At 47.2% G+C, this 25,760-nt stretch carries 22 protein-coding genes; 18 read left to right on the top strand and 4 right to left on the bottom strand.

Going from position 1 to position 25,760, the window contains the following annotated elements; genetic code table 11:
* Positions 1-780 precede the first annotated feature (780 nt).
* The 3 genes from GPK58_RS09605 (at position 781) to GPK58_RS09595 (ending at position 2,474) form a co-directional block, all read left to right on the top strand.
* Complete coding sequence (locus GPK58_RS09605) at positions 781-1,221, top strand: hypothetical protein (RefSeq protein ID WP_021651595.1); 441 nt, start codon at positions 781-783, stop codon at positions 1,219-1,221.
* Positions 1,222-1,450: 229 nt separating this feature from the next.
* A complete protein-coding gene (locus GPK58_RS09600) occupies positions 1,451-2,170 on the top strand; it encodes an AzlC family ABC transporter permease (RefSeq protein WP_118368818.1) in 720 nt (239 codons plus the stop codon).
* Positions 2,160-2,474, top strand: a complete 315-nt coding sequence (locus tag GPK58_RS09595; protein WP_215638566.1) for an AzlD domain-containing protein — start codon at positions 2,160-2,162, stop codon at positions 2,472-2,474. The genes GPK58_RS09600 and GPK58_RS09595 overlap by 11 nt, the downstream gene beginning before the upstream one ends.
* 49 nt (positions 2,475-2,523) lie before the next feature.
* Here GPK58_RS09595 and dapF read toward each other — a convergent pair whose 3' ends face one another.
* Positions 2,524-3,378 carry a diaminopimelate epimerase gene (gene dapF, locus GPK58_RS09590; RefSeq protein ID WP_215638565.1) on the bottom strand — a complete coding sequence of 285 codons (855 nt, stop codon included), beginning with the start codon at positions 3,376-3,378 and terminating at the stop codon, positions 2,524-2,526.
* A gap of 345 nt (positions 3,379-3,723) precedes the next feature.
* Between dapF and GPK58_RS09585 the strand changes: the two genes are divergently transcribed.
* The 3 genes from GPK58_RS09585 (at position 3,724) to GPK58_RS09575 (ending at position 6,067) form a co-directional block, all read left to right on the top strand.
* Positions 3,724-4,500, top strand: a complete 777-nt coding sequence (locus GPK58_RS09585; protein ID WP_015526132.1) for a transporter substrate-binding domain-containing protein — start codon at positions 3,724-3,726, stop codon at positions 4,498-4,500.
* Positions 4,501-4,644: 144 nt separating this feature from the next.
* On the top strand, positions 4,645-5,337 hold the full coding sequence (locus GPK58_RS09580) for an amino acid ABC transporter permease (protein WP_059086976.1): 693 nt from the start codon (positions 4,645-4,647) through the stop codon (positions 5,335-5,337).
* Positions 5,324-6,067, top strand: a complete 744-nt coding sequence (locus GPK58_RS09575; protein ID WP_021651603.1) for an amino acid ABC transporter ATP-binding protein — start codon at positions 5,324-5,326, stop codon at positions 6,065-6,067. The genes GPK58_RS09580 and GPK58_RS09575 overlap by 14 nt, the downstream gene beginning before the upstream one ends.
* 123 nt (positions 6,068-6,190) lie before the next feature.
* Here GPK58_RS09575 and GPK58_RS09570 read toward each other — a convergent pair whose 3' ends face one another.
* Complete coding sequence (locus GPK58_RS09570; protein ID WP_021651604.1) at positions 6,191-6,625, bottom strand: CBS domain-containing protein; 435 nt, start codon at positions 6,623-6,625, stop codon at positions 6,191-6,193.
* Between the two features lie 48 nt (positions 6,626-6,673).
* Positions 6,674-7,684, bottom strand: a complete 1,011-nt coding sequence (gene asnA / locus GPK58_RS09565) for an aspartate--ammonia ligase (protein ID WP_110102947.1) — start codon at positions 7,682-7,684, stop codon at positions 6,674-6,676.
* Positions 7,685-7,900: 216 nt separating this feature from the next.
* Here asnA and GPK58_RS09560 point away from each other — a divergent pair, with 216 nt between their 5' ends.
* Both GPK58_RS09560 and nrdD read left to right on the top strand, forming a co-directional pair.
* Complete coding sequence (locus tag GPK58_RS09560) at positions 7,901-8,416, top strand: hypothetical protein (RefSeq protein ID WP_215638564.1); 516 nt, start codon at positions 7,901-7,903, stop codon at positions 8,414-8,416.
* Between the two features lie 200 nt (positions 8,417-8,616).
* Positions 8,617-10,752, top strand: coding sequence for an anaerobic ribonucleoside-triphosphate reductase (nrdD, locus tag GPK58_RS09555; protein ID WP_015526126.1), 2,136 nt, complete (start codon positions 8,617-8,619; stop codon positions 10,750-10,752).
* A 158-nt stretch (positions 10,753-10,910) separates the two neighbouring features.
* On the opposite strand, the gene arcC is transcribed toward nrdD, so the two are convergent.
* A complete protein-coding gene (gene arcC / locus GPK58_RS09550) occupies positions 10,911-11,843 on the bottom strand; it encodes a carbamate kinase (protein ID WP_015526125.1) in 933 nt (310 codons plus the stop codon).
* A gap of 564 nt (positions 11,844-12,407) precedes the next feature.
* Here arcC and GPK58_RS09545 point away from each other — a divergent pair.
* The 10 genes from GPK58_RS09545 (at position 12,408) to pknB (ending at position 25,760) form a co-directional block, all read left to right on the top strand.
* A complete protein-coding gene (locus tag GPK58_RS09545) occupies positions 12,408-14,345 on the top strand; it encodes a DUF11 domain-containing protein (RefSeq protein WP_215638563.1) in 1,938 nt (645 codons plus the stop codon).
* Between the two features lie 187 nt (positions 14,346-14,532).
* Positions 14,533-15,999: a UDP-N-acetylmuramoyl-L-alanyl-D-glutamate--2,6-diaminopimelate ligase gene (locus tag GPK58_RS09540; protein ID WP_044961562.1), complete on the top strand. Its 1,467-nt coding sequence runs from the start codon at positions 14,533-14,535 to the stop codon at positions 15,997-15,999.
* A gap of 4 nt (positions 16,000-16,003) precedes the next feature.
* On the top strand, positions 16,004-18,223 hold the full coding sequence (priA, locus tag GPK58_RS09535; RefSeq protein WP_215638562.1) for a replication restart helicase PriA: 2,220 nt from the start codon (positions 16,004-16,006) through the stop codon (positions 18,221-18,223).
* Between the two features lie 12 nt (positions 18,224-18,235).
* Entirely contained in the window at positions 18,236-18,709 is a 474-nt protein-coding gene (gene def, locus GPK58_RS09530) for a peptide deformylase (RefSeq protein WP_022426881.1), read from the top strand.
* Between the two features lie 12 nt (positions 18,710-18,721).
* Positions 18,722-19,666 carry a methionyl-tRNA formyltransferase gene (gene fmt / locus GPK58_RS09525; RefSeq protein ID WP_022426882.1) on the top strand — a complete coding sequence of 315 codons (945 nt, stop codon included), beginning with the start codon at positions 18,722-18,724 and terminating at the stop codon, positions 19,664-19,666.
* Positions 19,667-19,672: 6 nt separating this feature from the next.
* A complete protein-coding gene (locus tag GPK58_RS09520) occupies positions 19,673-20,380 on the top strand; it encodes a zinc metallopeptidase (RefSeq protein WP_015526118.1) in 708 nt (235 codons plus the stop codon).
* Positions 20,376-21,728 carry a 16S rRNA (cytosine(967)-C(5))-methyltransferase RsmB gene (rsmB, locus tag GPK58_RS09515; RefSeq protein WP_044961572.1) on the top strand — a complete coding sequence of 451 codons (1,353 nt, stop codon included), beginning with the start codon at positions 20,376-20,378 and terminating at the stop codon, positions 21,726-21,728. Before GPK58_RS09520 ends, rsmB begins: the two co-directional genes overlap by 5 nt.
* 6 nt (positions 21,729-21,734) lie before the next feature.
* A complete protein-coding gene (gene rlmN, locus GPK58_RS09510) occupies positions 21,735-22,775 on the top strand; it encodes a 23S rRNA (adenine(2503)-C(2))-methyltransferase RlmN (RefSeq protein ID WP_015526117.1) in 1,041 nt (346 codons plus the stop codon).
* 1 nt (position 22,776) lies between these two features.
* Entirely contained in the window at positions 22,777-23,523 is a 747-nt protein-coding gene (locus tag GPK58_RS09505) for a Stp1/IreP family PP2C-type Ser/Thr phosphatase (RefSeq protein ID WP_021651617.1), read from the top strand.
* Complete coding sequence (pknB, locus tag GPK58_RS09500) at positions 23,517-25,760, top strand: Stk1 family PASTA domain-containing Ser/Thr kinase (RefSeq protein WP_215638561.1); 2,244 nt, start codon at positions 23,517-23,519, stop codon at positions 25,758-25,760. Before GPK58_RS09505 ends, pknB begins: the two co-directional genes overlap by 7 nt.

Raw genomic sequence — 25,760 nt, 5'->3', positions numbered from 1 at the left:
TTGCAATGTATAATTCTTTTTTACCATACATTGCAATCTTTTGGAATACTATGTTCTAACTAAATGGCATTGGCCCGTTTTTCCCCCTCGCGCTCCCCCTTTCCGGGCACGCTTTTTGGAAGCGTACGTTGTGGTGTGTGATACGTTATTGATAGGGTGATGGATTTGACGGTATCGGGAATTCAAGGTTGAGCCGATGAATGAGGGCGGACGAGAAAGCGGCCCGCATAGCGGTCCTGTTCCCTGATATGAGATTTATATTCTGTGATATTTAACTGAATTAAATAAGTCCCCTGCAGAGTTGCGAAAAGCAATAAGCAGTGGGTGAGGACTTGCTTGTATCAGGAGAAGTGCAGGCTCTATCTGATAAACTTCGGAGCAGTTATTCAGTTATGAGCAAGTAGCGAAGCGGATTGCGAATATCCGCTTGACCTGAATCAAGAAAGCATATCAGTTACTTATATCGGCACAACCTGCAATATCCAACATCGTAGAATCCATCACCCCGTCAGAAAAGTAACACATTCCACAACACAGAACAGCGGCGTGGCCGGGAGGGGAGGAGCGCGAGGAGGGGACGATGGCCTTCGCAACTATGAATGCTTCCCCTCCTCGCACCTGCCGCATGCGAAATGCTCCCCCTGGAAAGGGAAAACCGCATGCGAAATGCTCCCTCCCGGAAAGGGATTCACTTCCAATTAATTTCATGCTAGAATAAAAAAAGAATAATAAGAAAAACAATAACAAGAAAAAATAATCAGGAAAAGAGGAAATCACATCATGGTAAAACAGAATATCGTCTTCGTAGAAAACACTCCGGGAAGTCTTCAGAAAGTCACAAAGATCCTTGCAGAGAATCAGATCGACATCTACGGCTTCGGCTGTTTCGATGCACCGGAGTTCGCAAACTTCCGTATGGTATGTGATGATCCGGAAAAAGCAGACCAGATCATGGCAGAAAACGGATATATGACCCGTATTACTCAGGCTATCCTGGTAGATCTTCAGGATGAGATCGGCGGTCTTGACAAGCTTCTCAGCGTCATGGGCGACAGCAACGTAAACCTTCATTACATTTACACCTTTTTCCACAGAGGTTTGAAAGTCCCGGTAGCGATCATGCACTGTGAGGATCTCCTTGTTGCAGAGAGCGTTCTTCGTAACAATGGATTCAAGGTTCTGGATCGTCTGGTAGATCCGGATGGAGTTGAAGAAGCGTAAGGATATATTCCGGAAAATGACAAACAGGAATGACGTATTCACGTATTGAAGTTTTGACAGGGCAATGCTACAATAAAAGAGCGTGTCAGGAAACAGGAAAAACGTTTCCGGGCACGCTCTTATTTACATGTATAACGAGCTGTGGCGAGATTCTGATGAGTGCTGTACAGATCGGAGAAGTAGGCACAGCTGCGTTTATAACGGAATGTACATACAATGGAGGAAATCGATGAAAAGAGAAAGTTTCAGAAAAGGTATGAAGGATGGGGTTCCCATCGCTCTTGGATATTTTGCGGTATCCTTTACCTTTGGCATGATGGCTGTTGCCGGCGGCTTGAGTATCTGGCAGGCAGTTCTGATCTCCCTGACCAACCTGACATCGGCCGGTCAGTTTGCGGGACTGGACATTATTTTTGCGGGAGGCTCCATGTGGGAGATGGCAATGACCCAGCTGATCATCAACCTGAGATACTGCCTGATGTCATTTTCCCTGTCCCAGAAATTCCGGCGTGAGGAGTCCGGTATCCTGAAATACATCGCTGCTTTTGGTATCACCGATGAAATTTTCGGGATCAGTGCGGCTCAGGAGGGAAAGGTCAGTGTATTTTATAATTACGGAGCCATGTGCGTGGCAATTCCCGGATGGACTCTTGGAACTCTGGCAGGGGGAATCTCCGGAAGCCTTTTGCCGGATTTTATGCTTAGTGCGTTGAGCGTTGCCATTTACGGAATGTTCCTGGCCATCATCATCCCGCCGTCCAAAAAGAGCAGACCGGTTCTTGGGGTTGTTGCGGCATCCATGGCAGTCAGCACTGTTTTTGCGGTGACACCGGTGTTAAAACAGGTATCATCCGGATTTATGATCATTATTACAACACTTCTGGTAGCAGGCCTGGCGGCTTATTTCTGCCCGCTGGAAGAGAAAGGGGAAGCCGTTCATGAGTCATAATGTATATCTCTATATCCTGGTGATGGCAATTGTCACCTATCTCATCCGTATGCTGCCCCTTGCTCTTGCAAAAAACGAGATCAGAAGCCCGTTTGTCAAGTCCTTTCTGTATTATGTGCCATATGCCTGTCTGGCAGCCATGACCTTCCCGGCCATCCTGAAGGCCACAGACAGCATCATCTCCGGTGCAGCAGGTTTCCTGGTAGCAATTATTGCTGCATATAAGGAAAAAAGCCTGATCACAGTAGCCCTGTTGGCATGTGCGGCGGTGTTTATCGTGGAGAGGGTTCTGGTATTTATCTGAAAAGTATAATACGCAGGAGGGAGCTTCGAAAAGCTCCCTCCATTTTCATTTATTCACCTAAAAATCCAAGATCGATCTCTCCGTCAAACACCGTAGTTGCAGGTCCTGTCATATATACAAGGTTTTCATCTCTTTCCCAGGAGATGTTTAAGTCTCCGCCAAGAAGCTGTACAGTAACCGGCTTGCTGCCGTCAACCTTGTCATTGAGGATGGAAGCTACCGTAACTGCGCAGGCGCCTGTGCCGCAGGCAAGGGTTTCTCCGGAGCCACGCTCCCATACACGCATCTTTACGGTGTGGCGGTCGATCACCTGAACAAACTCAGTGTTGACTCTGTCCGGGAAGCATACGTGATTTTCAAAGGACGGGCCGATCTTTTCCAGGTCAAGGCTGTTCACATCGTCTACGTAGATGATGGCATGAGGATTACCCATGGAAACTGCGGTCATGTGATATTCTTTTCCGTCGACGGTGATGGGAGCGTCGATCACCTGCTCGGTTTTGGCAACCACCGGGATCTCTTTTGCAGTGAGGATCGGGGAGCCCATGTTGACTTTTACCATGGAGGCCTTGCCGTCGCGGATAGTAAGATCCACATATTTGATACCGCTTCTTGTGGCGATGCTTAAAGAAGTTTTGTCCACAATGCCGTGGTCATAGACATATTTGGCAACGCAGCGGATACCGTTTCCGCACATGGCACCCTGAGAGCCGTCCAGATTGTACATATCCATCTCGCAGTCTGCAATCTCAGACGGGCGGATCAGGATCAGACCATCGGAACCAATGCCAAAATGACGGTCGCTGACAAATTTTGCCACTGCGGCCGGATCCTTAACAGTCTCCTCAAAACAGTTTACATATACATAATCGTTTCCAATGCCGTGCATTTTCGTGAATTTCATAATAGTAGCCTCCTCTTGTTTCTGAATATTATACTTGCTTTTTCTGTTGGAGCACAAGACCCACATGAAAAAAACACGCAGGTTTTTTCCATTTGTTGCCTTTAATAGTATAGTATATTGGACAATTGTTATCGAAAAGTGAATTTTCCCTGTGAAATTCCCATAAATTACAGGTGGATTTTCGGATTTATGGGTTTTATATGCTTGCATTTTGTCAGAAACATGGTATCATAAAACAAAGTAATATGCATGGAGATGTATAATTATGCTGTACATTACGAATTGGACTGACAGAAGCAGAGAGACAGTTAACGTAAAGTACATAGAATTCAGGAGGAAGAAAAAATGAAGAGAAAATTTATGGCACTTGCACTTGCAGCAGCTATGACAGTTTCTATGACATCCGCTGTTTTTGCAGCAGATGAGATCAAGAGCGCAGATGATCTGGAGGGTAAGAAGATCGGTGTTCAGCTTGGAACAACCGGTGATGCAGACGCTACAGAGGTTAAAGACGCAACAGTAGAGAGATACAACAAAGGTAATGACGCTGTTATGGCTCTGAAACAGGGTAAGATTGACTGCGTAGTGATCGACAGCGAGCCTGCCAAGAAATTTGTTGAGAAAAACGATGATCTTGAGATCGTTGAGGATATTTTTGACAAAGAGGAGTATGCAATCTGTCTTTCCAAAGATAATGCAGACCTTACCAAAGAGTTCAACGAAGCGCTGAAGGAGCTGAAGGATGACGGAACTCTGGATTCCATCAGAGATAACTACATCGGTGATGATGCAGGTAAGACACCGTATGAGACTCCTAAGGATGCAGATCACTCCAAGGGAACTCTTACCATGGCAACAAACGCAACCTTCCAGCCATACGAATACTATGACGGAGATAAGATCGTAGGTATTGATGTTGATATCGCTCAGGCTGTCTGCGACAAGCTTGGATATGAGCTGAAGGTCGAGGATATGGAGTTTGATGCGATCGTAAATTCTGTTAAATCCGGAAAAGCTGATTTCGGTGCTGCAGGAATGACAGTAACAGAGGATCGTAAAAAGAGCGTTGATTTCACTGATCCGTACACAACTGCAGAGCAGGTTGTTATTGTAAAGAAATAATTTTGCATAGAGAAATCAGAGGATTCTGAACGGATAAGCTGAGAAACAGATATTCGTTGCAGGGTTCAGTAGCGAATGATCAGGTTCCGGATATCCGGGTATGTTTTCCGGATTTCGGAACCTGTAGTTTTGGAAAGGGTGGAAATTTTGAGTCTTATTGAACAGTTTCAGTTTAACTTTCTGGACGACAATCGCTGGCAGTTCATTTTGTCCGGTCTGAAAAATACCATCATCATTACTTTTTTTGCTGTACTTCTTGGTATTTTTCTGGGATTTGTCATTGCTATTGTCCGTTCTACACATGATAAGACAGGTAAGCTTAAGATCCTTAATGTGATCTGTCGTGTTTATCTGACTGTGATCCGTGGCACCCCAACGATGGTACAGCTGCTGATCGTATTTTATGTTATTTTTGCAACCATAGATCCGGGTAAGATAGTTGTTGCCATTATCGCCTTTGGTATGAACTCTGCTGCATACGTGGCTGAGATCGTCCGTTCCGGTATCATGTCTATTGATCAGGGACAGTTTGAGGCAGGACGGAGCCTGGGTCTTAACTATACACAGACTATGATCAAGATCATTCTTCCGCAGGCGGTCAAGAACATCCTGCCGGCCCTTGGAAACGAGCTGATCGTACTTTTGAAGGAGACATCCATCAGTGGTTATATCGGACTTATGGATCTGACCCGTGGCGGAGACATTATCCGAAGCCAGACCTACAGTGCACTGTTCCCGCTGCTGGTAGTAGCTGCGATCTATCTTGTGATCGTTTGTTTTCTTACCTATCTGGTAGGAAGACTTGAAAGGAGGCTGAGAACCAATGAGCGTAAGTAATGAAGTGCTTCTGGATGTACAGGGACTTGAAAAGGCCTATGGCGGCAATCAGGTTCTCAACGGGATCACCACACAGATCCGCAGAGGTGAAGTAGTAGCCATTATCGGACCATCCGGCTGTGGTAAATCTACATTCCTCCGTTCCCTGAATCTCCTTGAGGAGCCGACCGGGGGAAAAATCCTCTTTGAGGGAACCGACATCACAGATTCCAAGGTGGATATCAACCGTCATCGTCAGAAGATCGGAATGGTATTCCAGCAGTTTAATCTTTTTCCACATAAGACAGTAAAAGAGAACATTATGCTCGCACCTGTGACTCTGAATCTTATGAGTAAGGAAGAGGCTGAAAAAACGGCACTGGAGCTTCTGGAGCGAGTAGGTCTTCCGGATAAGGCAGATTCCTATCCGGACATGCTTTCCGGCGGTCAGAAGCAGCGTATCGCCATTGCAAGATCTCTTGCTATGAACCCGGACGTGATGCTGTTTGATGAGCCTACATCTGCTCTTGATCCGGAGATGGTAGGAGAGGTCCTGGAACTGATGCAGGAGCTTGCAAGATCCGGCATGACCATGGTTGTGGTAACTCATGAGATGGGCTTTGCCCGCGAGGTGGCAACCAGAGTCCTCTTCATTGATGAAGGAAAGATCCAGGAAGAAAATTCTCCTAAGGAATTCTTTGCAAATCCAAAGAATAAGAGACTTCGAGAGTTTCTTTCAAAGACATTATAATGACATTATAAATATAAGAATATTAAAAACGGATGCTTTATCCTCCTGTGGAAATGCTGCAGGAGATAAAGCATCCGTTTTTTGTAGTGCTAGTTGCAAAAAAATCTTTTTTCTTTCCGCTGCTCAGTGGATTTCTTCACCGGCAGTTTTCTGTGCGGCTTTTATTTCGTTGTAACAGTATTTGATGATAGATTTTCTGGTTATGATCCCGATGAAGGAGCCCTGGTCATCTACCACCGGTACGAAGTTCTGATTAATGGCGCGATCCAGGAGATCTTCCATATTGGAATCTGCATGGACTGGTTTATAGGTGGCACGGCGTGGGATCGCCATGATCGGGATTCCCTCTGTTTCCTTGATGTCGTGGATATCTGCACGGCGCATGCCCCAGAGGAGATCTCCCTCTGAGATGGTGCCGAGATATTTGCCGTCCATGGTGAGGATAGGAATGCAGGAGTACTTGCGGTGCTCCATTTTTTCGAGGGTCTGGCGAAGAGTTTCATCCTCAAAGATGTAGGCTACTTCGCTTTTGGGAATCAGAAAAAACAGAATGTTCACGTTATTACCTCATTTCCGCGAAAATTATAAATAAATCTGTAGGCTGTTTTAGAGAAGCTGAAGTCCGTGTGTCTCTGCAGCATCTGTGATCTCCTTCGGCCAGAGAGAGACATGTACTTCTCCGATGTGTGCTTTACGAAGGAAGAACATACAGATCCTGGACTGTCCGATACCACCACCGATGGTGTACGGAAGCTCTTTGTTCAGGATTGCTTTCTGGAATGGAAGCTCTCTTCGGTCATCACAGCCTGCTTCGGTAAGCTGGCGGTCAAGTGCGTCCTCATCAACACGGATTCCCATTGAGGAAAGCTCAAGGGCAATGTCAAGTACCGGATAGTATACGAGGATATCACCGTTCAGTTCCCAGTCATCATAGTCCGGGGCACGTCCGTCGTGGCGCTCGCCGTTGGTGAGCATTTTTCCGACCTTCATAAGGAAGACAGCGCCCTTTTCACGGGTGATCCGATATTCACGTTCCTTCGGTGTGCAGTCCGGATACATGTCAAGAAGCTCCTGAGTTGTGATAAAAAAGATATCCTTCGGAAGGATCTCCTCGATGTAGTCATACTGTACAGCCATGTATTTCTCAGTTTTACGAAGGACACTGTAAATGGTGCGTACGGTTTCCTTGAGAGTTTCAATGGAACGCTCTTCTTTGGAGATGATCTTTTCCCAGTCCCACTGGTCTACGTAAACAGAGTGGATATTGTCCAGATCTTCATCCCGGCGGATGGCTACCATATCTGTGTAAAGACCTTCTCCGTGAGAAAATCCGTATTTTTTCAGTGCGTAGCGTTTCCATTTGGCAAGGGAGTGTACGATCTCGGCGTTGCTTCCTTCGATAGCCTTGATATCAAAGCTTACCGGGCGCTCTACACCATTAAGGTTGTCATTAAGGCCGGATTCCGGTGCTACAAATGTTGGAGCGGATACTCGAAGAAGGTTCAGCTTCTGGGAGAGTGTCTGCTGGAAGAAATCTTTTACTGTTTTGATCGCAATCTGTGTGTCATGGAGGTTCAGGTCTGCATGATAGGTTGCGGGGATTGTGATTGTATTCATTATCGGCTCCTCCTGATGATTTTTAGGCTTATTGCTCTGTGGGGTATTATAGCAGAAAATGGGTGGAGTGGCAATATAATGAGAGGGGAAGTCTTTTGGGGTATCGTAGAAAAATGCTGGGTATTAAATGCCTGGTGTGATATACTGAAAAAAGAATGCTTATGTTTACGACGGAAATATAAATATCCGTTTTGACGGATAGAATGGAGGGAGCTTATGGCAGGTCAAAGGTGTCAGGTTTGTGGGGGTAAGGTTGTAAATGGCAGGTGTTCATTATGTGGGATGCCTTACAGAAATGATGAGGTGTTATATCATCTGAATGAGCCCCGGGAGATACATTATAAACATGCTTCCGCCAAAGTGCGGGATATGATGCGGCAGTATGGACAGGATGCTGATCAAACAACACAACATAACGGAAACGTAAACCGGAATACGAACATAAACCGGAATACGAATGCAAGCCGCAATACCGATTTGAATCGGAATCTAACCGGAAGCCGGAATACAGGTGCAGCAGCCGGACGTAAGACTGCAGTGGCAGTTAATACCAGGAATAAAACAACGGTGGGCAGAAATCGCGCAGAAGTTTTAGATCAGGGAAAAAAACAGCAAAAAAAAGATCAGAAAAGCAGCGGGGCAGGCTGGATCATATGGTTTATAGTGACACTGGCCATTCTGCTTCCGAAATTATGGGATTTTCTTGCAGACTGGATCGGAACGAATTTGTGAGAATATTTCTGCAGTGAGATCAGGCAGTGCTAAGTGTCTGTATTTTCGTGTATACAGAAATATCCCTTTTCTTTTCTCCTCAGCTGTGTTATACTCATGCCTAGCACAACATATAGATGAAAAACAATATATAGAGGATATAGGTACTATATATAGTATTTTGCATAGCGACTTATATATAGCACAGGGAGGGATGAGCAATGTTATATGTGATCAAGAAAGACGGGACAAGAGAGGAGTTTAATCCGCAGAAGATCGTGGCTGCCGTGAACAAATCCGCAGAGCGTATTCTTTATACTTTTTCAGACGAGGAGAAGGATTTTATCTGCCGTTTTGCCCAGGAGCATGCGGATTCCCTTGGAAAGAATGAGATCGAGATCCAGGAGATGCACAACATCGTGGAGGGGGCTCTGGAGCGTGTGAATCCGGCAGTTGCCAAGAGCTACCGTGATTATCGGAATTACAAGCTGGATTTTATCCATATGATGGATGATGTCTATACCAAGAGTCAGGCGATCCGTTATATCGGTGATAAAAGTAATGCCAATACAGACAGCGCCCTTGTTGCCACGAAACGAAGCCTGATCTTTAATGAGCTGAACAAGGAACTCTATCGGAAGTTTTTTATGAACCGTAATGAGCTTCAGGCATGTAAGGACGGCTACATTTATATTCATGACCAGTCTGCACGTCTGGATACCATGAATTGCTGTCTGTTCGATGTGGCAGCTGTTTTAAGTGGCGGTTTTGAGATGGGCAATGTCTGGTATAACGAGCCGAAGACTCTGGATACAGCCTTTGATGTTATGGGGGATATCATTCTCAGTACAGCAGCACAGCAGTATGGTGGCTTTACAGTGCCGGAGGTTGATAAGATCCTGGCACCGTATGCAAAGAAGAGCTATGATAAATATATTTCCGAATTTATGAAATACTCGGATGAGAGCTGGAGTGGCCGTGAGGAGAGAGCTATTGAGTATGCTCTTGATAAGGTCCGCAGGGATTATGACCAGGGCTGGCAGGGAATTGAGTACAAGCTGAATACAGTCGGTTCTTCCAGAGGTGATTATCCGTTTGTTACGGTGACACTTGGTCTCGGAACCGAGCAGTTTGAGAAGATGTGTACGATTTCCCTTCTTGAGGTCCATCAGGGAGGACAGGGTAAGGCCGGACACAAGAAACCGGTACTTTTCCCGAAGATCGTATTCCTTTATGACAAAGAGATCCATGGTCCCGGAAAGTGCTGTGAGGATATTTTTGAGGCTGGTGTGGAGTGTTCCTCCAAAACCATGTATCCGGACTGGCTGTCTATGTCCGGCGCAGGCTATATTTCCAGTATGTACAGGAAATACAAGAAGGTCATCAGCCCGATGGGATGCCGTGCTTTCTTAAGTCCGTGGTATGAGCGTGGCGGTATGGAGCCGGCGGATGAGAATGATACGCCTGTTTTTGTGGGACGTTTTAACATTGGTGCGGTAAGCCTTCATCTTCCGATGATCCTTGCAAAGGCCAGAGCGGAGAGCAGAGATTTTTATGAGGTTCTGGATTTCTATCTGGAAATGATCCGTAACCTGCATATTCGCACTTACGAATATCTGGGACAGATGCGTGCATCCACCAACCCGCTTGCATATTGTGAAGGCGGTTTCTACGGCGGACATCTGAAACCGAATGAAAAGATTGGCAAGATCCTGAAGCCTATGACAGCTTCCTTCGGTATCACAGCGTTAAATGAGCTTCAGGAACTTTACAATGGCAAATCCATTGCCGAGGATGGGGCGTTTGCTCTGGAGGTCTTGAAATATATCAATGACAAGGTAAATCAGTACAAGAAGGAAGATGGTTATCTTTATGCGATCTACGGAACACCGGCAGAGAGTCTTTGTGGCCTGCAGGTAGAGCAGTTCCGTAAGATGTATGGAATCATTGAGGGCGTTTCTGACAGACCATATGTGAGCAACAGCTTCCACTGCCATGTAACAGAGGATGTGACTCCGATCGAGAAACAGGATCTGGAGGGACGTTTCTGGGAGCTCTGCAATGGCGGTAAGATTCAGTATGTACGTTATCCGATCGGCTACAATAAGGAAGCTATCCGTACACTGATCCGCAGAGCCATGGATCTGGGATATTATGAGGGAGTGAACCTTTCTCTTGCATACTGTGACGATTGTGGTCATGAGGAACTGGAGATGGATGTATGCCCTGTCTGCGGTTCCAGAAACCTGACCAAGATCGACCGTATGAACGGATATCTTTCCTACAGCCGTGTCCATGGAGATACCCGCCTGAATGAGGCGAAGATGGCTGAGATCGCAGAGCGAAAATCTATGTAAATGCTAGCTGTCCGATCAACTGTGGAACAGTGATCGGACAGCCAGACAATATAAAAATATCCCGCAGAGCTGCCGGTAAGACCAGCAGCCGTCTGCGGGATATTTTTATGTAAAGTGAAGTTTTATAGTTCACTTTGTATTCTGAGTCCGTAAAATGATCATTTAATGATAGTTCCGGTCTTCTCACGGTAGCCGTCTTTTGCATGGGCCATGTCTGTGATGATGGTACGGCGTCCGGTTCCCTTCTCCACGAAGGAAACACCTGCTTCGATCTTAGGAAGCATGGAGCCTGCCGCAAACTGTTTGCCGGCAATATATTTCTTGGCATCTTCTGTGGAAATAGTATCCAGATAAGATTCGTGATCCGTATTATGGTCAAGGCTTACTTTCTCGACGCTTGTAAGGATCATCAGAGTGTCAGCGTTCAGTTCTTCTGCAAGAAGTCCTGCTGCCAGGTCTTTCTCGATGATGGCGCTGGCACCATTCAGCTGAGTTCCCTGCTCAAGAACCGGGATTCCGCCACCGCCTGCGGCAATGACGATCTGCTCTGCTGCAGAGAGGACCTTTACGGTTTCAATCTCTACGATCTTCTGTGGCTTCGGTGCTGCAAGGATACGTCTGTACTGGCCCTCGCCCACCTTTGTGACAAAGTTTCCTTTTTCTTCTTCAGCCTCGGCCTCTTCTGCGTTAAGAACACGTCCAATGATCTTCTCCGGCTCTGCAAATGCTTCATCGTATGGATCGATGACAACCTGTGTCAGAACTGTGCTGACCGGTTTGTAGATCCCTCTGGAGATAAGCTCAGCGCGGATGGCGTTCTGAAGGTCATAGCCGATATAACCCTGGCTCATGGCGGAACATACGGACATTGGTGCAAATGTATAATCAGGATGTGCCTTACCGAATTCATTCATTGCGGTGTGGATCATCCCTACCTGCGGACCGTTGCTGTGGGAGATCACTACGCGGGTTCCCTCCTCTACCAGATCTGCGATTACCTTCGCTGCGAGTTTTGTAGCTGTTTTTTGCTCTGGAAGTGTGGTGCCAAGTGCCCGGTGGCCTAATGCAACTACTACGGTTTTTTCGCTCATAGGAAATACCTCGTTTCTCTTAAAAATTGGAATGAAATCAGTTACTGTATTCAGTAACGAGTACATCGAAAACGATGCACGAGTATTATATTTTATTATAAAAGACCTATGTGGGAAATGCAATAGAAAATCGAGTGTTTTCCGAGACAGGAAAAACCGCCTGATCCAGTCAGACGGTTTGATTCCTACTATTTTTTGAGGGGGGAGATAGAGAGTGGTTTTTCATCTATCCAACACCTATTATATAGAGAAAATATGTTTAAAATATGTCGTTAATCTAAAAGAAATGGAAAATTTATAAAGAAAGTTTAAACAAACTTTATAATTTTTATATCCGGTTGCGCATGGTCTGAAAATGTGATACATTGAAAAAGTCTTGATCCTGCATTCTGCGGGATCTGTTCACGCATCGTTTCGATGCAGAAATCCATTTTATTTTATCGAAAAAACATTGATCATGCACCATTTGCCGGGGAGGGATGCCTTTGTCTGTGGAAAAGTAAGTTTCTGTAAAAAAAACATGTGTATAAGAAATGCCAGATCAGGCAGAAATGAGGAAGAGCCATGAAAAACAGAATATGGAAACAGATGAAGAAAGTCGGAATTGTGACAGTGCTGGCAGGAGCCATGCTGGGAGGAACAATAGAACCGGAGCTGACTCTGGGAGCAGATTTTTTGCCGGGACAGGCACCGTTTATCGATCAGAGTGTGTTCTGGAAAGACATAGAATCCGGACAGGCGGAGCTTGGGATCCGGATTCGCGGTCTGAATGAATGGCTGTCCGGGAGAAGGTTTTCGGAGGATAAGGAGAAAAATGAGAAGTGGGACGATGAACTTCAGAAGATTGAAGATCCATCGGTGGAACAGGAAGAAGAGATAGAGCAGGAGCTGCCGGAAGATGATTGGCAGCAGGAAAAGGAGCCAGAGCAGGAGCTGCCGGAGGATGACTTGCAGCAGGAAGAGAAGGCAGAACAGGAATTGCCGGTGGATAAGGTTGTGGAAGGAATCGGAATAGAAATGGAGGAAGCATATGAGCACGTGGAGCAGCTGGCATCCGGGGAAACAGTACAGCCGGAGGATGAAGAGCAGGAGAAAACGGGTCCGCTCACACCGGAAGGAACGTCGACCGGAGGGGAAAATGTAGGGAATGAAGAGGAAGGTGAGTCTGAGGAGACGCAAAAGCTGACGCTGGTCACGTATATTTCGGAGTATTTTGTTCCGGAAACGGATTCTGTCCCGAAAAATATGGCTGCACAGCAGATTTCTGTAAGGAGCCAGAGCGGTGAAGCTACAGAGATCACAAAGCTGGAAAGCGTGCTGAACGTGGAGAAGAACGGGCAGGATGAGATTTTTTTCCGTATCCCGCTGATCCTGCGGCAGGAATACCGTTTTCCGGCAGAGAAAAGCAGTTATCCTGTGACTCAGGAGGAACCGCTTCAGAAGGACTGTACCGGTGCGGGAACCTTTCTCATGACAGAAGAAAACGGGGAAGAGCTGGTGATCGCAGAGGGAATCTCGCCTATGCTGGACGTGGAGGCTGCTGAGGCTGATATGGAATTGTCGGTAATTGCACAGAATGAAAAAATGAAAGCAGGGCAGACCATCCGTTATCAGGTGGAGATAGCCAATACCGGAAAGCTGGATCTTGCAGATATCCGTCTGACCAGCAGCTTTTCCTGCCCTAAGATCCGGCAGCTGTGGGAAGATGCAGAAGGACTTCTAACAGAAGGGGCTGTGGCGGAATTTGCAGAATTAAAAGCCGGAGAGAGCAGGAGCTTTTATGTACAGGCGCCGCTTCTGGATGAACAGGAAAAAGATCTGGAGCACCAGGTGGAAGCAGAGGCCAGGGTGAAGGACAGAGTGGAGGAGGTGATCCGGAAGAACGCTTCCACTATAAATGGTCTGGAGGCACTGAAGGCGGATCTTTCTGTAAAGAAAACTGCAGACAAAGAAACCGCTGCACCGGGTGAGACTGTGACCTATCAGATATGTATCGTGAATACCGGTGAAAAAACGCTTCATTCGGTTATGGGAACGGAGCGCTTTCAGGCAGCAGGGATCCATGCACAGTTTCTGGAGCAGGAAGGTGTAACGCTCAACAGCAGCCGTACAAAGGCAATGATCCAACAGATCCCGCCGGGAGAGGCAGTTTCTCTTCAGGCTGTGGTGAAGATCCCGGGAAAAACAGCGGATCAGAAGCTTTTTAACCAGGTGACGGTCACAAGCCAGGAAACCGGAGAGCGATTGATGGAGGCCTCCGCTTCTGTCATGGTAAAAGGAGAGGTGGCTATTACGCCGGAAGAAGGGCTGCCTTTGCAGGGAGATGACCAGGGTCCGGCTTCCGGTCAGATACAGATGGCAAGAACTGCGTCCACACATCCGAAGACCGGAGATGATACCAGGAGGGATTTGTGGACGCTTCTGGCAGTGACAGCTTTGGTGACTGTGCTGGGCGGCATCTGGCTCCGGAAAAAATATGCGGATATTTATGGAAAAAGCTGATGTTACTGAGAACGGAGTGAACAGTAACAAGCTGATATTTTACAAGGCGGCCGTACCTCAAAGAAACGTTGAAAACAGGGGGGAGGTGTGCTATTCTATATGGTATGTACAGAAAATAAGAACAGTATATTTCCCGCCTCCGGTGTGCTGCCCGTCAGACCGGAAAAAGGGAAGATGGAGGAGAAAAATGAATCTTTTATCCTTATTGGAACATCTTGAATACAAATGCCTTCAGGGAAGTACAGAGCAGGAGGTTTCTTCTGTTGTATATGATTCCCGCAAAGTAGAAGAAGGGAGCCTTTTTATCTGCATCAGAGGTGCGGTCGTGGATGGACATAAATTTATACCTGATGTTGTGGCAAAGGGTGCGAAGACACTCATCGTGGAAGAAGCGGTGGAGGCACCGGAGGATGTGACAGTGATCCAGGTAGAGGATACCCGTTACGCCATGGCCTTTATTTCAGCAGCATGGTTCGGACATCCGGCAGAAAAGCTCAAAACCATCGGTATCACTGGAACCAAAGGAAAAACAACTACAACCTATATGGTGAAATCGATTCTTGAGAATGCCGGATATAAGGTTGGTCTGATCGGGACCATCGAGGCTGTTATCGGGGAGAAGCATATCCCGGCAGCCAACACGACACCGGAATCCTATATGGTACAGAAATATTTTCACGATATGGTAGAAGCAGGCTGCGATGCGGTCGTTATGGAGGTTTCCTCACAGGGACTGATGCTTCACAGGACCCAGGGATTTGTGTTTGATTTTGGAATTTTCACAAATATTGAACCAGATCATATCGGACCGAATGAGCACAAGGACTTTGATGATTATCTGCACTGCAAATCCATGCTTCTCAGACAGTGTAAGGTTGGTATTGTAAATCGTGACGATGAACACTTTGACCGCATTATCGAAGGCCACACCTGTAAACTTGAAACCTATGGATTTTCCGAAAAAGCAGATCTCCGTGCAGAGGACGCCAGACTCGTAGGAAGAAAGGGCTATCTGGGAATTTCCTATCATGTTAAGGGACTTATGGATTTTCCTGTGGAGATCGATATTCCAGGTAAGTTCAGCATTTACAATTCGCTGACTGCCATTGCCATCTGCCGTCATTTTAAGGTATCCGAGGAGAATATCATCAAAGCTCTGAAGGTGGCCAGGGTCAAAGGCCGTATTGAGATGATCAAGGTATCTGACGAATTCACACTGATGATCGATTACGCACATAATGCCATGGCGCTGGAGAGCCTTCTCGGAACACTGAAGGAATATGATCCGCACAGACTGGTATGCCTGTTTGGCTGTGGCGGAAACCGTTCCAAGCTGCGCCGTTATGAGATGGGTGAGGTTTCAGGAAAGATGGCAGATCTGACCATCATTACTTCAGATAATCCGCGAGATGAGGATCCACAGGCCATCATCGATGATATTAAGATCGGAATGGCAAAAACAGATGGAAAATATGTAGAGATCCCGGATCGTAAAGAGGCGATCGCCTACGCGATCCATCATGGTGAGCCGGGAGATATCATCGTCCTTGCCGGAAAGGGCCATGAGGATTATCAGGAGATCAAGGGTAAGAAATATCCCATGGATGAGCGTGTACTGATCCGGGAGATCCTGGAAGAAGATCAGAAAGCGTAAATGGATGATCTATGCAGATGTGATCATTGATATTTCTCATGAAAAGCTGGACCGGGATTTTCAGTATCGTGTACCTGAGGAGCTGGTGCAGGCAATAAAACCCGGAGTTGTGGTCACAGTGCCCTTCGGAAAGGGAAATACCCTTCGGAAAGGCTATGTGACCGGGATCTCCGGAACGGCAAAATATGATGCGTCAAAGCTCAAGGAGATCCGGGGAGTGTCCACAGACAGTGAGACAACAGAATCCCGGCTGATCGCACTTGCGGCCTGGATGAAGGAGACCTATGGCTCCACCATGATCCAGGCACTGAAAACAGTTCTGCCTGTAAAAGACAAGGTCCGTGCAAAAGAGAAAAGACTGATCCTTTTTACAGGGAAAAAGGAAGAGGGGCAGGCACTTCTTGGCAAGCTGGAAGGCAGCCGATTTAAAGCACGTGAGCGGTTCCTTCGGGCAATCCTGGAGGCCGGGAGCCTGGATTATACCTATGCCTCCAAAGAGCTTGGAGCCGGCATTTCCGTTCTTGATTTTTTTGAAAAAAAAGGTCTGATAACTATTGAAAGTCAGGAAATGTATCGCATTCCCGAGGGGCTCGGCCTGGTGAAGGAGAACATGGAACTGAGTCTGAACCAGGAACAGTTTTTGGCGGCAGAGCAGATTTTTCGGGAATGGCAGGAGCCGGACCCAAGGCCTGCACTTCTTTTCGGAGTGACCGGAAGCGGAAAGACCCAGGTTTATATGCGCCTGATCCAGAAGGTACTGGAGGAGGGAAAACAGGCGATCGTGCTGATCCCTGAGATCGCGCTTACTTATCAGACAGTCAGGCGCTTTTATGCCATGTTCGGAGATAAGGTTTCGGTTCTGAACTCCAGACTTTCCCAGGGAGAACGTTATGATCAGTTCAAAAGAGCAAAGCGTGGTGAGATCCAGGTGATGGTAGGACCCAGATCCGCACTGTTCACACCGTTTTCAGATCTGGGACTGATCGTTATCGACGAAGAGCATGAACCCACCTACAAAAGTGAGAATACGCCAAGGTACCATGCACGTGAGACTGCCATTGAGAGGGCACGAATGGAACATGCCCGTGTGGTCATGGGATCAGCCACTCCGTCATTGGAAGCCTACAGTCATGCCTGTGACGGAGAATATCTTCTGGTAAAGTTAAACGCACGTTATGAGGAAAGGCCTCTTCCACAGGTATCAATCGTGGATCTTCGGGAAGAATTAAAGAAAGGAAACCGCTCGGTACTGAGTCTGGAGCTGAAGAGGGATCTGGAGCAGGTCCTTGAAAGAAGAGAACAGGCCATGCTGTTTCTGAACCGGAGAGGATATGCGGGCTTTGTTTCCTGCAGAGCCTGCGGTCACGTTATGAAATGTCCCCACTGTGATGTATCTCTAAGTGAACACAATGGCAATCGTCTAATCTGTCATTATTGCGGCTATGAGACTGTGAAACCGGAAATCTGTCCGTCCTGTGGTTCACCGCACATTGGTGGATTTAAGGCAGGAACCCAGCAGATCGAGAAGGTCATTGAAAAAGAATTCCCGAAAGCCAGGGTACTTCGAATGGATTTTGATACCACAAGGACCAAGGACAGCTATGAGAAGATCCTGGCTTCTTTTGCAAAGCATGAGGCAGATATTCTGGTGGGGACCCAGATGATCGTCAAGGGACATGATTTTCCGAATGTGACTCTGGTAGGAGTGATCGCAGCAGATCTTTCTCTGAATATGGATGACTATCACTGCGGGGAGCGTACATTCCAGCTTCTGACTCAGGCAGTTGGACGTTCCGGCAGAGGGAATCGGCCGGGGCAGGCGGTGATCCAGACATATCAGCCGGAGCATTACAGTATCCAGGCTGCGGCTATTCAGGATTATAAGAAATTTTATAAAGAAGAAATGGGGTATCGGATGCTTCTGGACTATCCGCCGGCAGCCCATATGATGACTGTTTTTGGTGCCTGCCAGGATGAAGAACTTCTGAAAAATGCCATGCATTATATAGAAGTTTTTATCCGCAGGGTAAGTCCGAAGGAAGAGCTTCACATGATCGGACCTGCAGCTGCATCGGTAGGTAAGGTAAAGGATGTTTATCGTCAGGTGATCCATCTGAAGCACAGGGATATCTGCTTTCTCACAGCAGTCAGAGAGAAGCTGGAGAAATATATAGAGATAAATTCCGGATTCCGGAAAATATACATTCAATTTGATATGAATTAAAGGAGAAGAAAAATGGCACTTAGAACAATCCGTGTACAGGGGGATTCTGTACTGACAAAAAAATCCCGGACAGTAGACAAAATGACACCGAGGATCGGGGAACTGATCACAGATATGCTGGATACCATGTATGATGCAATGGGTGTTGGCCTCGCTGCACCACAGGTAGGAATCCTGAAACGTATCGTTGTCATCGACGTAGGTGAGGGCCCGATCGTGCTGATCAATCCGGAGATCCTTGAGACAAGCGGCGAGCAGACCGGTGACGAGGGATGTCTGAGCGTTCCGGGAATGGCAGGACAGGTAACACGTCCGAACTATGTGAAGGTAAAAGCACTTGATGTAAATATGGACGAACAGATCTACGAGGGAGAGGGCCTTCTGGCAAGAGCATTCTGTCATGAGATTGACCATCTGGATGGAAAAATGTATACAGAACTTGTGGAGGGAGAACTTCACAAGGTAACTTATGATGAAGAAGACTAAAGGCGGGATACTATGAAGATTATTTATATGGGAACTCCGGACTTTGCGGTGGCGCCTCTTGCAGCACTGGTAGAGAACGGATATGAAGTGGAGGCTGTGATCACACAGCCGGACAAACCGAAGGGCAGAGGCAAAACTATGATGCCTACTCCTGTAAAAGAAGAAGCACTGAAACACGGGATCCCGGTACTGCAGCCGGTGAAGGTAAGAGATCCTGAATTTGTGGAAGAACTGAAAAATCTTGCACCGGACATCATCATTGTTGCGGCATTCGGGCAGATCATTCCAAAGAGCATCCTGGATATGCCGAGATTCGGATGTATCAATATCCATGCGTCTCTGCTTCCTAAATATCGTGGAGCTGCACCGATCCAGCAGGCGGTGATCGACGGTGAAAAAGAATCCGGCGTTACCATTATGCAGATGGGAACCGGTTTGGATACCGGTGATATGATTTCCAGGATCGTGGTTCCGCTTGCCAAAGATGAGACAGGTGGAAGCTTGTTTGATAAGCTCGCACAGGCAGGTGCAGAGCTTCTGGTACAGACTTTACCGTCCATTTTTGACGGAACTGCAACCCGCGAGAAACAGCCGGAGGAGAGTCCAACACCATATGCTGCCATGATCTCCAAAAAAATGGGGCTTCTGGATTTCAGCAAAAATGCGGAAGAACTGGAGCGTCTGGTAAGAGGCCTTGATCCATGGCCAAGCGCTTTTACCTTTATCAATGGAAAAACATTGAAGGTCTGGAAGAGCTCTGTTCTGGAAAAACAGGCACAGGAAGCACCGGGAACTGTGATAGCCGCTGACAAAGGAGGAATCCAGGTAGCATGCGGCCAGAAGGTGCTCGTGCTCCATGAAGTGCAGCTGGAAGGCAAAAAACGCATGGAAGCGGATGCGTTCCTTCGGGGATATCAGTTGAAACCAGGAGACATGTTCAGAGATTCCAGGGAGTGATGAGTTATGTACGGATATGGTTATTACGGATGGGGAATGGACCCCACGATTCTTTTGCTCGTGATCGGAATGCTTCTTTCTCTTGCGGCATCCGCGAAGCTGCGCAGTACCTTTGCAGTCTATAAAAAGGTCCGGAGTCATTCAGGTATCACCGGTGCGGAAGCTGCACAGAGGATCCTGAGAGCGGCTGGGATCACAGACGTACAGGTGGTTCCGATCCGCGGAAGTCTTACGGATCACTATGATCCGAGAACGAAAACGGTTTCCCTTTCAGAAGATATTTATGGAAGAAATTCTCTGGCGGCTGTGGGGGTGGCAGCACATGAATGTGGCCATGCGATCCAGGATGCGATCAATTATGCACCACTGAATATCCGTTCAGCCATTGTACCTGCCGCAAATATTGGTTCCCAGCTTTCATGGCCGCTGTTTATCGCAGGACTGATCTTTTCCATTGATCCGCTGGTAACTCTGGGAATTGTTTTGTTTTCACTGGCAGTACTGTTTCAGCTGGTGACACTTCCGGTTGAGATCAATGCGTCTTCCAGAGCGCTTAAAATGCTGGAAAGTACAGGTATCTTAGGTGCAGATGAAAAAAAGGGTGCAAGAAAAGTACTTACAGCGGCAGCGCTTACCTATGTAGCAGCTCTGGCGGCATCTATTCTGCAGCTTCTGAGACTGATTATCCTTGCAGGAGGTAGAGATCGTGATTAGCAGCGGAGTAAATACCAGAGAACTGATCCTTGAGATCCTGTTACAGATCGAGGAGGAGGGTGAGCACAGCCATATTGCGATCCGGAATGCGCTTTCCAAATATCAGTTTCTTCCGAAACAGGAACGTAGCTTTATTACAAGAGTATGTGAGGGAACCCTGGAATACAGGATCTATATTGATTATGTCATCGATTCTTTTTCCAAGGTTTCTGTAAACAAGATGAAACCGCAGATCCGTGAGATCCTGAGAAGTGCGGTATATCAGCTGAAATTTATGGACAGTGTTCCGGACAGTGCAGTATGCAATGAAGCGGTAAAGCTGGCACAGCGAAAAGGCTTTTATAATCTAAAGCCCTTTGTCAACGGGGTGCTCCGTACGATTGCAAGAGAGATCGGTGATCTGGAGCTTCCTTCCAGGGAAGAAAACGAAGTCCGTTATCTTTCTGTGAAATATTCCATGCCGGAATATCTGGTAGAAAAATGGAAAGCAGCCTACGGAGTGAAGACTACGGAGAAGATCCTGGAGGATTTTCTGACAGAAAGACCGATCACAGTACGGTGCCGTACTCATAAGGCGTCTCTGAGAGAGATCGTCACCAGTTTGAAGTCTCAGGGAGTGACAGTAGAACAGGCTCCTTATCTTCCCTATGCACTGAAGATTTCCGATTACAATCATATTTTGACACTTGAGACCTTCCTTCAGGGAAAGATCCTGGTGCAGGATGTAAGCTCTATGCTTGTAGCGGAAGCTGCAAGTCCGAAAAAAGGCGACCATATCATCGACATGTGCGCTGCACCAGGTGGAAAAAGCATCCATGCGGCAGACAAAATGGGGGATTACGGAAATGTGGATGCCAGAGATGTAAGTCAGTATAAGGCAGATCTTATCAAAGAAAACATCCACAGGACCGGAGTGATCAATGTGGAAGCCAGAGTTCAGGATGCAACGGTATATGATCCGGATTCCGAACAGGCTGCGGATATTGTGATCGCGGATGTACCGTGCTCCGGTTATGGAGTTATAGGCAAGAAACCGGAAATCAAATACCGGGCAACTCCGCAGAAACAGGAAGAGATCGTAATGCTCCAGAGAATGATCCTGGATAAGGCTGCAAAGTATGTGAAACCGGATGGAACGCTGATCTTCAGCACATGTACCATTGCCCGGGAAGAAAACGAAGAAAATGTATTATGGTTTTTAAAGAATTATCCGTACCGGCTGGAAAGCCTGGATCCGTATATTCCGGAGGAACTGCACTGTAAATCCACGAAGCTTGGCTATCTGCAGCTTCTGCCGGGAATACATAAGACAGATGGATTCTTTATTGCCAGATTCAGAAGGAAATAGCAGAAAATGACAGATGTAAAATCCATGACCATGGAGGAATTGAAGGAATTCATGACAAAGATCGGTGAAAAGCCTTTCCGGGCGAAACAGATCTATGCATGGCTTCACCAGCAGCTGGTTACCTCCTGGGATGAAATGACAAATCTTTCCAAAAGCCTCAGGGAAAAGCTTTCGGCTTATCCGATCACAGCACTGACCCAGGCAGATGTAAGGATCTCAAAAATTGACGGAACCAGAAAATATCTGTTCCAGCTGGAAGATGGAAATGTGATCGAGAGTGTTCTCATGCGGTATCACCACGGAAATTCTGTGTGCATTTCTTCTCAGGTGGGCTGCCGTATGGGATGCAGATTCTGTGCATCTACCATCGGAGGACTGACCAGATGCCTGAAACCGTCCGAGATGCTGGATCAGATTTACCGTATCCAGGCAGATACCGGTGAACGTGTGGCCAATGTAGTTGTGATGGGAACCGGTGAGCCGATGGATAATTATGACAATCTTGTCCGTTTTGTCAGGATCCTTACCGACGAAAACGGTCTTGGGATTAGTCAGAGAAATGTGACGGTTTCTACCTGTGGGATCGTGCCGAAGATGTATGATCTGGCTGAAGAAAAGCTTCAGATCACTCTGGCACTTTCCCTTCATGCTCCAAATGATGAAAAACGACAGGAACTGATGCCGATCGCGAATAAGTATTCCATGGATGAGGTTCTGGATGCCTGCAGAAATTATTTTGACAAAACAGGCCGAAGGATCACCTTTGAGTACAGTCTTGTAGCTGGCGTCAACGACAGTGAAGAAGATGCGAGACAGCTGGCAGGCCGTATAAAAGGCATCAATTGCCATGTAAATCTGATTCCGGTCAATCCCATCAAGGAACGCTCCTATGTGAGGTCTACTCGACAGGCTGTGGAGAATTTCAAAATAAAACTTGAAAAATACGGAATTAATGTTACTATTAGAAGGGAAATGGGCAGCGATATCGACGGTGCCTGTGGACAGCTAAGAAAAAGTTACATGGAAAAAACAGAAAGCGAGAAGTGACATGAGGATATACTCAGCTACTGATGTAGGGCAGAAGCGGAAGATGAATCAGGATTACGTGTTTGCATCTGAAGGTCCGGTTGGAAATCTGCCTAATCTTTTCACAGTCGCGGACGGAATGGGCGGACATAACGCCGGTGACTATGCATCCTCACATGCAGTACGGATCCTTGTGGATGAAATCCGTGAAGATGCGGATTACAATCCTGTGAAGGTTATTCGTCATGCGATCGAAGCTGCGAACACGGAGATCAGAAACCGTGCGCAGGAAGACGAAAACCTCCGGGGCATGGGAACCACTATGGTGGTGGCGACTATTGTAGATCAGTATGCCTATGTAGCCAATGTGGGTGACAGCCGTTTATATGTGATCCAGGACGGGATCCGCCAGGTCACCAGAGATCATTCCCTGGTACAGGAAATGGTGAGAATGGGCGAGATCAGCGAAGCGGAAGCACGGAATCATCCGGATAAGAACATCATTACAAGGGCACTTGGCGCGGAGAAAACGGTGGATGTGGATTTCTTTGATCTGAAACTTGAAAAAGGATGTACGATCCTGATGTGTTCAGACGGTCTCAGCAATATGGTTGAAGATGAGAAGATCCAGGAGATCATATCCGATCCGGAAGCAGATATTGATCAGAAGGGCAGTGCGCTCCTTCGGGAAGCAAATCAGAATGGTGGTAAGGATAATATTGCAGTCGTACTGGTAGAGCCATTCACGAATGAGGTGGAAGCATGTTGAAGACGGGAATGATCATAGCCGAGCGCTATGAGATCGTAGGAAAAATCGGAACTGGCGGAATGGCAGATGTCTATAAGGCTATGGACCATAAGCTGAACCGTTTTGTTGCCGTGAAGGTCCTGAAACCGGAGTTTCGGGAAGACACCACGTTTATAAAGAAATTCAGAAGTGAGGCCCAGGCGGCAGCTGGTCTTACACATCCGAATATCGTCAATGTATTTGACGTAGGAGATGACGGCGGTGTTTATTACATTGTTATGGAACTGATCGAGGGTATCACTCTGAAGGAATACATCTCCAAGAAGGGAAAGCTTTCCATTAAAGAGGCTACAAGTATCGCAATCCAGGTTTCTATGGGTCTGGAGGCGGCACACAGCCATGGTATCGTTCACAGAGATGTGAAACCTCAGAATATCATTATTTCCACAGATGGTAAAGTAAAGGTGACAGACTTTGGAATTGCCAGAGCTGCATCTTCCAATACGATCAGCTCCAATGTAATGGGATCTGTACATTACAGCTCACCTGAGCAGGTGAGAGGCGGATACAGCGATGAGAAGAGCGATATCTATTCTCTTGGAATCACACTGTATGAGATGGTCACAGGAAGAGTTCCTTTTGACGGAGATACCACTGTGGCGATCGCTATCAAGCATCTGCAGGAAGAGATGGTTCCGCCAAGTGTTTATACACCGGACCTTCCGTACAGTCTGGAGCAGATCATTCTGAAATGTACACAGAAAAGTGTAGATCGTCGTTACAGCCGTATGGAGGATGTGATCGCAGATCTGAAGCATTCTCTGATCGATCCCCAGGGTGATTTTGTAAAGCTTACTACAGTTGACAACGATGCCAAGACGGTTGTGATCTCAGAAGAAGAGCTTGGTGAGATCAAACATACACCGAAGCAGATCACAAAACCGGAGATCACCGCACTTGAGGAAGAAAAATACGACGATAACGATTACGATGATGCAGAGGAAGAATACAGACCGAGATCTGAGCATAGATCCGGAAAGAAAAAGAAGCATCATGGTTCCGGAAGAGGCCTGACGATTGCGGCACTGATCGGAGGTGCAGTCCTTCTGATCGTTCTTGTGGTAGTGCTTGGACGTGCCGCAGGACTGTTTGGAACCGGCAGCAGCGGAGCTGCAGACAGCAGCAAGGCAGAAGCGAAGCAGGAATCAGCAGCTGACGGTCTGGCAACTGTTCCTGATCTTGTAGGCAAGACAGAGGAAGAGGCTAAAACACTTGCAAACGATGCACATCTGGGTGTCCAGATGGCCGGTGAGGAGGCATCCGATCAGGAAAAAGGCAGGATCTCCCGTCAGGAGACAGCTGCGGGAACACAGGTTGAAGCCAATACAACTGTGAAATACTGGGTAAGCACCGGAACAGCACAGGTTACGATCCCAGATCTGGATGGACGTACAGGAATCGATGCACAGCAGACTCTGGAAGATCTTGGACTTCAGGTAAATGTCCAGAAAGAATACAGCGACACAGATGACAACGGATATGCACTGGTAGATCCGGGATATGTTTACAATGTCGAGCCGGCAGCAGGTACTTCTGTGCAGGCAGGCTCTTCTGTAACACTGACAGTCAGTCGAGGGGTTGATTATGGCGATAATGCTGAGGTCCCGAGTGTTGTGGGAATGACCAAGGATGATGCGCTTACTACTTTAGGTAAATTTATTGATATCCAGATAACAGAACAGCAGAGTACAGAAGCTGCAGGTACAGTTATCGCACAGGATCCGGAAGCCTATGCGGCAGCAGACCCGGATCAGCCGATCAGCATTACCATCAGCTCCGGTGACAAGGCTCCATCCACAGATAGCGCAGCATCTGCAGATAGTACAGCATCTACAGACAGTACAGCATCTACAGATAGCACAGCATCTGCGGACAGCACAGCATCTGCGGACAGCACAGTATCCACAACTACATCTACAGCAGATGTCAATGCAAACACAGGCTGGAAATGTACACAGACACTGGATACCCCGTCCGGCTACAATGGAGGCGCGATCCGTCTGGAATTGATCCAGGACGTAAACGGTGAGCCTAAGGCATCCACCATCATTGATGGACAGAATATCAGCTTCCCGTATCAGCTTGATATCTCAGGTGCTGAGGGCGTTACCTCAGGAACCATCTATCTCTATGAAGAGGTAGACGGGGATTATCAGCAGCTTGGAACCTACACGGTTACATTCAAGAAAGCTGAGTGA

Origin of the sequence: Blautia sp. MCC270 (genome assembly GCF_018785605.1) — a bacterium.
GTDB classification, from domain to species: Bacteria; Bacillota; Clostridia; order Lachnospirales; family Lachnospiraceae; genus Blautia_A; species Blautia_A fusiformis.
Note: the sequence above shows the minus strand (reverse complement) of the source record. Positions and strands in the feature narration are given on the sequence as shown.